This is a genomic window from Candidatus Woesearchaeota archaeon, from assembly GCA_018303425.1.
Classification (GTDB): domain Archaea; phylum Nanobdellota; class Nanobdellia; order Woesearchaeales; family JAGVYF01; genus JAGVYF01.
Genome location: JAGVYF010000031.1, coordinates 1 through 8,412, shown reverse-complemented (window position 1 = coordinate 8,412; position 8,412 = coordinate 1). Strand labels below are relative to the sequence as shown.

The 8,412-nt window shown below is 30.4% G+C and carries 10 protein-coding genes; 4 read left to right on the top strand and 6 right to left on the bottom strand.

Annotated features, from left to right (window positions below; all coding sequences use genetic code 11):
- Positions 1-220 precede the first annotated feature (220 nt).
- On the top strand, positions 221-1,993 hold the full coding sequence (locus J4418_04250; GenBank protein MBS3113268.1) for an ABC transporter ATP-binding protein: 1,773 nt from the start codon (positions 221-223) through the stop codon (positions 1,991-1,993).
- Here the strand turns inward: J4418_04250 and J4418_04245 are convergent.
- The 5 genes from J4418_04245 to J4418_04225 are packed head-to-tail and all read right to left on the bottom strand — an operon-like array spanning position 1,990 to position 6,234.
- Positions 1,990-2,961, bottom strand: a complete 972-nt coding sequence (locus J4418_04245; protein ID MBS3113267.1) for a type II secretion system F family protein — start codon at positions 2,959-2,961, stop codon at positions 1,990-1,992. The two genes, J4418_04250 and J4418_04245, sit on opposite strands and share 4 nt — an antisense overlap.
- A complete protein-coding gene (locus J4418_04240) occupies positions 2,958-3,854 on the bottom strand; it encodes a type II secretion system F family protein (protein ID MBS3113266.1) in 897 nt (298 codons plus the stop codon). Before J4418_04240 ends, J4418_04245 begins: the two co-directional genes overlap by 4 nt.
- Positions 3,851-5,392, bottom strand: coding sequence for a type II/IV secretion system ATPase subunit (locus J4418_04235; GenBank protein MBS3113265.1), 1,542 nt, complete (start codon positions 5,390-5,392; stop codon positions 3,851-3,853). Before J4418_04235 ends, J4418_04240 begins: the two co-directional genes overlap by 4 nt.
- Positions 5,389-5,790, bottom strand: a complete 402-nt coding sequence (locus J4418_04230; protein MBS3113264.1) for a hypothetical protein — start codon at positions 5,788-5,790, stop codon at positions 5,389-5,391. Before J4418_04230 ends, J4418_04235 begins: the two co-directional genes overlap by 4 nt.
- The gene (locus tag J4418_04225; GenBank protein ID MBS3113263.1) at positions 5,791-6,234 is read right to left on the bottom strand and encodes a hypothetical protein; all 444 of its coding nucleotides are present in this window, start codon (positions 6,232-6,234) and stop codon (positions 5,791-5,793) included.
- 308 nt (positions 6,235-6,542) lie between these two features.
- On the opposite strand from J4418_04225, the gene J4418_04220 reads away from it, so the two are divergent.
- Positions 6,543-7,031: a CBS domain-containing protein gene (locus J4418_04220; GenBank protein ID MBS3113262.1), complete on the top strand. Its 489-nt coding sequence runs from the start codon at positions 6,543-6,545 to the stop codon at positions 7,029-7,031.
- 6 nt (positions 7,032-7,037) lie between these two features.
- Here J4418_04220 and J4418_04215 read toward each other — a convergent pair whose 3' ends face one another.
- The gene (locus J4418_04215) at positions 7,038-7,232 is read right to left on the bottom strand and encodes a hypothetical protein (GenBank protein ID MBS3113261.1); all 195 of its coding nucleotides are present in this window, start codon (positions 7,230-7,232) and stop codon (positions 7,038-7,040) included.
- Positions 7,233-7,314: 82 nt separating this feature from the next.
- Here J4418_04215 and J4418_04210 point away from each other — a divergent pair, with 82 nt between their 5' ends.
- Positions 7,315-7,809, top strand: a complete 495-nt coding sequence (locus J4418_04210) for a hypothetical protein (GenBank protein MBS3113260.1) — start codon at positions 7,315-7,317, stop codon at positions 7,807-7,809.
- A 1-nt stretch (position 7,810) separates the two neighbouring features.
- Complete coding sequence (locus tag J4418_04205; GenBank protein MBS3113259.1) at positions 7,811-8,311, top strand: hypothetical protein; 501 nt, start codon at positions 7,811-7,813, stop codon at positions 8,309-8,311.
- Positions 8,312-8,412 lie beyond the last annotated feature (101 nt).

Below are 8,412 nucleotides of genomic sequence, written 5' to 3'. Positions count from 1 at the left end.
TGAGATAATTATGAATTAAATCTCTGCAGTTCAAAAATATCCGTGGCTTGCAGTGGTTGGAATTTTTATATTTGGCAACCAACAGCTTGATATATTAACGGTATTATTAATCATACATATGTATAATAAGATTAAATTTACCGAAAACAAATTACATATATTATTTTTATTTACTCTATAATAGATAGGTTTTTAAGTAAATATCACAGTTATTTTTAGTATGGTGTTCAATGATAATCCAATTATTTATCTTACAAAAAAAACGTGGGAGTATTCAAAGGGTAATCGTGGAAATGTAATATTATATTTTAGCTTATTTTTAATTGCAAATATTTTTGATTTTATGTTTCCATTGCTTATAGGTAAAATTCTTAATATTATTCAGGAATTTGGCATTACGGGAGATAATATATATGGACTTTTGGGATATGCATCAATGTTTATTTTGTTGTCAATTTTATTTTGGATGTTTCATGGGCCAGCAAGAGTTCTTGAAAATACAAATGCATTTTTAGTCCGGGCAAATTATAGAAAGTATCTTTTGGATGGGGTAATGTCTTTGCCGGCAGAATGGCATGCAGACCATCATTCAGGCGATACTATAGATAAAATTGAAAAAGGGACTTCAGCATTATGTGATTATTCTTCAGAGAGTTATCAAGTTATTGAGATCATTGTTAGGTTTACAAGTTCGTACTTTGCATTGGTATATTTTAATCTTCATTCTGCGTATCTTGTAATAATGATGGTTTTTGTTGTTGCATTCATTATTGATAAAATGGACTCAATTTTAAGGATACAATGGAAACAGCTTAGTCTTGCCGAGAATGAAATTTCTGCTAAAGTTTTTGATGTAATCAGTAATATAACTACAGTTATTATTTTGAGAGTTCAAAAACAACTTTCAAAATCAATATTTAAGCAAATAATGAAACCTTTAAGCTTAGAAATCAAAACTCAAAAACTAAATGAATTTAAGTGGTTTATAGTTTCAATATTTGTTTCAATTATGACTTTTCTAATTCTTGGAACTTATATCTATTCTGCATTTAAATCTGGAAGTACCGTAATGCTCGGCACAGTATATTTGCTGTATGGTTATGTAGATAGGATAAATGAGCTATTTTATCGCATGACTTGGAAATACAGCAATTTTGTTAAGTTAAGGGTTAGGGTTGCCAATGCAGAAGAAATTTCTAAAGAATTTAAAAAACAGTTTGAAATCAAAAATGTTAAATTGGAAGGATGGAACAAGTTAATTGTATCAGATTTAAAATTTTCATATCATAAGAAAAAAGGCGTTGATTTGCATCTTAATAATATTAATATGATTATAAACAGGGGTGAGAAAATAGCATTAATTGGGCATAGCGGTTCAGGTAAAACAACTTTTATGAAGATTATCAGGGATTTGTATCATTCAAAATATGGGGACATATATTTAGATGATCAAAAACTTGAACATGGGTTTAAATCAATCAGTAATAATATCTCTTTAATACCGCAAGATCCAGAAATATTTAACACTACTATTAAAGAAAATATAACTTTGGGCGTGCCTTTGAAAACTGAAGAAATTGAACAATATATTAAGCTTGCGCAGTTTTCTGAAGTAGTGAAACGTTTGCCCCAAAAATTGAATTCTTACATATATGAAAAGGGAGTAAATCTTTCTGGCGGTGAAAAACAAAGACTTGCCCTTTCAAGAGGATTAATGGCTTCAAGGGATAAGGAGATAATACTCTTAGATGAGTCCACTAGCAGTGTTGATACTAAGAATGAATATTTAATATATCAGAATATTTTTAAAGAGTTTAGTGATAAAACAATATTTGCTTCAATACACCGATTGCATTTGTTGCCAATGTTTGACAAAATCTATTTATTTAAATCGGGTAAAATTATTTCATCAGGTTCATTTGAAGAAATGCTGTCTTCTAAAGAATTTAAGAAAATCTGGGACAAGTATGTTAAAAACATAAGTCGAATTTAAAAAGCAAAGAATGTGCCTATTAAATATTTTGCAACGTAAAAACTGATTAATGTTCCACCGATTAGAACTGGTGAATATCTAAGACCATAAACTTCTTTTCCTTCTTTAATTACTCCAAGCAGCATTGAAGTTAAGACTGAAGTTATTATTAACATGATTAAAGAGACGTTAGTTAAAAATTCCGAAGTAATTGTTAATCCTCCTGCAAGGAAGTCAAGACCAAAACCTGCGCTTTGCGGTGTAGTTATCTGTAATTCCCCAATTAATTCTATGAAGTGCACTGATATTGCAAGCAACAATGGGGTTCCGATGATTATTGTAAATAAGATGAAAGCAGTATAACTTTTTGTTGTTGTAATAAGCTCTTGTTTTAATTTTTTAGTCTGTGTAAGATCGTTAGCCATGTCCTCTAAAAGGTTCGCCAGTTTACCGCCGGATTTTATAGCTGAACTGAACATTTTAGTAACGCGTTCCAGTAAATTTGATTGGATATGTTCATTCATCTCAATTAGCAAATTTGTGAAAGAGGCAGTGCTTAAACCTTTCTTAGTAACGTGCTCTATTTCTTCAGCAAGCGGACCAAACTCAGGTCTTGCGCTGATGTTTAGCGCTTGGTAAGGCGTCATTCCTGACCTTAAATTGGATGAAACTAATTGGAGCATATCAGGGATTACATCTTCTATTCTTGAAATTCTGTCTTCGACTTTTAGGTATAAAATTAAGTGCGTTGAACCCAATATAAGGAGCGCAGATGCAAGCCCTAATAAAAAATAAAGTGAACTAAATGCGCCGTACATTGTCCATGGCAAGATTGTAAGCGCAAGCCATGCGAGTATTGAAAATATCGTGTTTGTGCCTAACCAGTATTCAAGGTCTGATGTTTCTCCTGCGTTATAGAGTAATTTGTCTATCCATTTCAAATATTTTTCAGGATATGCGCGTGTTACTAAACTATAGGCTTGTTTCATATATTTATCATTGGTCTCCGGGATTTAATGAATTCAATTAGCGCAACTTGCACTAAAAAACCAGCTACGAGGAATAATATAAAAGATGATTTGCTTAAACCTGCGTCTGCAAAACTTGAAAGAATAATTAATAATGTTCCCCCTATTGAAGGTATTGCAACTGCAAACACCATGTAAAGCAAAGTCCAGAGGTTAAGTTCTTTTGCATATTTATTTATATTGTTTTGTTGTTCAGTGATAAGTTCGTCTATAACTGTTTTAAGCGCGCCCTTTATATTAGTGCCTGCTTTCATAGAATTAATCATTTGCCAAACGGTTCTTTTTAAATATCGTGAATTACTTTTGAGAGCCATCTTTTCTAATGCATCTGCCATTGGCGCGCCTGATCTAACATCCTTGGTTAGTTTTTCAAATTCTTTTGAAATTTGACCGTATCCTGAATCTGCAACATTTGCAATTGCTTGGTCCAATGTTATTCCTGAACTTATCTGCAACAATAAATCTTTTAATCCATAAACCAAATCTTGGTCAAGTTCATCGCTAATTTTGTCTGCGATTATTGCTGGATATTTAAGGTAGACAATAAAGAATAATGAAAATAATATTAGAGACGCAAACAATCCGATTTGCAAAGATGCTGGCAATGTTCTTTGAGCAATTCCGAAGCTTAAAGGAAATAATAACGTGAATGCAATCATTCCTATAAGGATTGAATTTGTCAATGAATAACAAACATATTCTGTTCTTGATAACTCATAATCTGCTTTGATTAAATCATACTTTAAACCGGGCACATATTTAGAAATTCTTAAACATAAACCTTTGAAAATCCCCCCTAATTTGTTAGCGGTTTTAAATGATAATATTTGCATTGGCAGTCTTGCATGTTTCATATTACTTTCTCAATTTTCCATTTATTATTTACAGCCTTGATTAATTTATCTGGTTCCTTATAATAGGTTTTTAATATGTTTCCTAAATCGTCTATGTTATATACTTTTTCTTTTTTTAACCAGTTCAAAATTGAAACCTTTTGGTTAAGGTCATCATTAATCTCTTTAACTGTCATTCCGGTGTGCAGATTTAACTCGTCAATTATCCGTATTGGGCTGTTTACTTTTTCAAATTGATCTTTTCTTGGCAACCAGCGATATAAAGTATTAAGCTCAAGTTTGCTGGTTTCTCCGGTAGCCGGCATTACTTCTGTAAGTTCCATAGTTCTTCTTATTCCTTTTCTTCTGTCTCTGTACTGGACAAGAATTAAGTGCAAAGAAGAAACTTCCACCAATGGGATATTCATCGGAGGTTCAGTAAGTCTTCTTTTAACTTGTTGCGCTGTATCTGCGTGCATTGTAGAATATATAGAGTGACCGGTGTGCATTGCTTCGAACAATGCCTGGGCCTGTTCTTGTTTTCTAATTTCTCCAACTATCATCCTGTCAGGTCTCATTCTTAATGAAGCGATTATTAAATCTAACATGGATATCTCTCCCTGCCCTTCAATGTTTGAAGTTCTGCTTGACATTGGCACCCAGTTCCAATGCAAAGGTTTAGGTAATGATATTTCCCGGGTATCTTCAACAGAGATTATTCTTTGTGTTGGCGGTATAAATGAACTTAATGTATTAAGAACAGAAGTTTTACCTGAAGCTGTTCCGCCTGCAACAATAATGTTTAATTCATATTGCATTGCTTGCCATAAAATTGCGGCCATTTCACTTGTCATTGTATTATATTCAGGACTTATAAAATGCGTAATTGTCCATGGAGTTCTTGCGAATCTTCTAATTGTAATCGTGTTGCCCGAAGTGCTAATTGGGAATAATGTTGAAGCCACTCTGTCGCCTGTCAATAAATGAGCATCCATTATAGGATTAAGGTTTGTGATATCTTTACCTATGTTTCTTCCAATCAATGCCGAAATATTGTATATTTCTTCTTCATTTTCCGGATATAGGATAGTTTTACACCAGCCATGTTTCTTGTGGTATATTGAGATAGGTTCTTTTGAACCATTGATTGTAACTTCTTCAAGCAAATTGTCACCCAAGATTATCTCTAAATCTCCAAGACCGTGCATTTTATGCAGGGTTATACCGCTGAATAGCTCAAGTTTTTCTTTGCTAATATCTGGAAGTTTTTCAGCGATTGAGGATTTTAATTTTTTATAATAATCCAGTTTAATCTTTTTTGCAATTTTGGGGTCGGTCATTAATTCATTTCTTAAAGGTATTCCCCGAGTTATTTCTTCTTTAAGTGAATTAAGAAAGGCTTGCGTTCCAAGCCCTATGTTAGGGAATTTAATATGATATATAGGTATACTTTCATTTGGGCAATCCCAGATGTTTACAGATACCGGAACTTTATCAGTAATAAGGGTATATGAATCGATCAATTTACTTTTTTCTGTTATACAATTTATTTCTTTCATTTTATCATAAAGATGTAGTATAGGCCCATAAGTAAAATGAAGCATACTATTGAAAAGGCCAATAAGTTTCGAGTTTTATTGTTTTGTATTATTTCTCCAGGTATTTTTTGATCGTCTATTTTTGTTGTATATGCTCTACCCATTAAAGGATAATGGTTATTTACAAGAGCATTATTTTGAAGAATTTTTAACCATGACTCTGTTTTTTCAAGTGTTAAGCCTACACGCCCACTTAATTCTTCAACAGTCACTTTATTTTCGTCTTGCACAATTTTAAGAATCTCATCAATTTTAGTTTCATAAACTGCATTTGATATAGGTTTTTTAGATTGTTTGGCAGGTTTTCTAACGGTTTTCTTTTTAGTTACTGATTTTTTATTTTGTTTAATAAGACCCATTTATTTCACATACTTTTCAATTGCTCTTTTATAATCTTTGAAATGTTTAGATTTAACAAATTTTTCAACTTCTTCTTCAGGAAGTTTTTCTAATAAATCATCTGTTATTTTTAATATTTTTTTGATATGCTTGAATTCTTTTGAATGATTTTTTATTTTAGATTCATATTCTTTAAAACTAGAATGTTTTTTGTCCATTATTTCTCTTAAATTATCAACTACGATAGAATCTTTGTAAAGTTTATCAACTTCTTTTTTTAGTTCTTTTTCTTTTATTTGGAGAGTTTTTTCTTTTAGTAAAATTTCTTTAGCTTTTTGCGCAAGTTCTTCTTCAGGGTTTTTTGGCGCAAGCTTGAATAATTTTAAGCGGTATATAATTAAACCTATAATTATTATAAGTAATATGATTGCATAAAACCAAACATTGGTAAATATTTCTATCATTCGCAGATACACCCTCTTTTTTGCTTCATTATTATAGTATATTTATTGTTTATATAGTTATCGAAAATTGTAATAGTTGGGATTTTTGAAGCTTTATTTTAAAATCAAATGTAAACCCTAAGTGAAATATACTGGTAAAAAATAAGATTTTATCTGCATTTATACATTCTGTAGAAAAATCGCAATAGCATTAACAATGTTTAATTTTAGTAAATTTTACTCATATTAACCATACTATATACATGACCCTAAAAATTTATATAGTTGGAAGATTTAGTTTTTTACACGGTCTTATAAAAATGATACCAATGAAAACAGGTTATAAAGTTTGCGATGCAATGACCAAAAAACCTATTGTGGTTTCAAAAACAAAAACTATTGCTGAATGCGCAAGAATAATGCAAAAAGAAAATATTGGTTCTTTAGTTATTGGTGAAAATAAAAATTTGCAGGGCATTATCACTGAACAGGATTTAGTAAGGAAGGCAGTAGCATTGAATTTAAATGCTGAAGAAACCCCCGTTGAAAAAATAATGGTTAAAAGATTGTTTACAGTTAGTCCTGAAATTGACCTGTTTGATGCTGTCCAATTAATGAATGATTACGATATTAAGCATATGCCCGTCATTGCGCAAAAAAAAGTAATAGGGTATTTAACCTTAAAAGATATTTTGAGAATACAACCGCAACTTTGTGAGTTGATTATTGATAAGTTCCAAGTTAAAAAGGAGGATCATAAACCGTTTTATTTTAGAAAAGAGAATAGCGAAGATGTTTGTCTTATGTGCGGGAAGTAAAATTGATTAGTTTTTATTAATTAATTTAATTTTTTTCATTTTATCTTCTTTAAGTTGAATTGTTAAATTTCCTATAGAAAAAATAAAATCCGCATCTTTTTGAATAATATTTTTGTTTGTTTTAATTTTGTATGGATTACCTATTTCAATTGTAATATGCAGAGTATAATTTTCTCTTTCCGTAAGGGAAAATATATTCACTTTATCTCGTAATCTGTTTCTGATTATTACAATTTTATTATAAATAGCAACATTTATATAAGTAGTTTCTATGCATTAAAACATGGCTGATTTGAAAAAAGAGTTGACTGATGAACCTCCGGTAATTCGGTACACTGGGATGTTTAGTTATGACAATCTTTATAAAACTGTAATTCAATGGTTTAAAATAAATGGTTATGATTTCTTTGAAAAAAATTATACTCATAAAGGTAATGAGTTAGAGTTTGAATGGTTTGGAGAAAAAGAAGTAACTGGATATTATAAATATGAAATTGAAATTTCAATGTTTGTATGGGACTTTAAGGATGTTGAAGTTATTAAAAATGATGAAAAGACTATTATGCAAAAAGGCAGGATTCAATTAGTAATTAAAGGGTATTACATTTTAGATTATGAAAAAGAGTGGGTTGGCGGATTTAAAGAAAAATTACAAAAATTTTACCATAACTTTATAATTAATAAAGATATTATGTTTAAAATATATGTACCATTATATAAAGAAGTATATGAGATTTATGATAAAATAAGGGATAGCATGGGTATGGAAAGAATTTAAAATGGGAGAAGAATTTGTTGTTGTTGGCGGAGAGGTTGTATCTTATAATGGTTTATTTAAATCTAGAGATTTGTTAAATGAGATAAATCATTTCTTAACAAGTAAAGGTTATGATAAAGCAGAAAAGAAACAAGAAGAAAAAGTTACTGCTAAAGGAAAAAAAGTGGCTTTAGAAGTTGAATATGCCAAATCTCCTAGTGATTATGTTAAATATGTAATTGAAATAGATATTAATATTGATGAATTAAAAGATGTTGTTGTAACCAAAGGATCAAGAAAAATGAAGTATAATGAGGGGGATATTAAGATTAAAATAAAATCTAAATTAAAAACAGATGTAGCCGGAAAATGGAAATCCAAACCGATGTTAGTTTTTGCAGGGCATGTGATTAATAAGTTTATTTATTCTTTATATCTTTTTGGAGACAGTTCGGAACTTAAGTCTAATACTTTAAATCTTAAGGAGAGAATTAAAGCGTTTCTTAATCTTTATAAATTTTAGAACTCTACTATCCTGAATTAGGTTTACACTTTCTTATTTGTGCAACAAAATATAAGCGAGGTTGCAAATGATAAAGAAAATGTAGGTCAACATTAACAATA

Bases quoted from the DNA above. Each gene is read 5' to 3' on its own strand.
- J4418_04250 (MBS3113268.1), top strand. From the start codon at position 221: ATGGTGTTCAATGATAATCCAATTATTTATCTTACAAAAAAAACGTGG.
- J4418_04245 (MBS3113267.1), bottom strand. From the start codon at position 2,961: ATGAAACAAGCCTATAGTTTAGTAACACGCGCATATCCTGAAAAATAT.
- J4418_04240 (MBS3113266.1), bottom strand. From the start codon at position 3,854: ATGAAACATGCAAGACTGCCAATGCAAATATTATCATTTAAAACCGCT.
- J4418_04235 (MBS3113265.1), bottom strand. From the start codon at position 5,392: ATGAAAGAAATAAATTGTATAACAGAAAAAAGTAAATTGATCGATTCA.
- J4418_04230 (MBS3113264.1), bottom strand. From the start codon at position 5,790: ATGGGTCTTATTAAACAAAATAAAAAATCAGTAACTAAAAAGAAAACC.
- J4418_04225 (MBS3113263.1), bottom strand. From the start codon at position 6,234: ATGATAGAAATATTTACCAATGTTTGGTTTTATGCAATCATATTACTT.
- J4418_04220 (MBS3113262.1), top strand. From the start codon at position 6,543: ATGAAAACAGGTTATAAAGTTTGCGATGCAATGACCAAAAAACCTATT.
- J4418_04210 (MBS3113260.1), top strand. From the start codon at position 7,315: ATGGCTGATTTGAAAAAAGAGTTGACTGATGAACCTCCGGTAATTCGG.
- J4418_04205 (MBS3113259.1), top strand. From the start codon at position 7,811: ATGGGAGAAGAATTTGTTGTTGTTGGCGGAGAGGTTGTATCTTATAAT.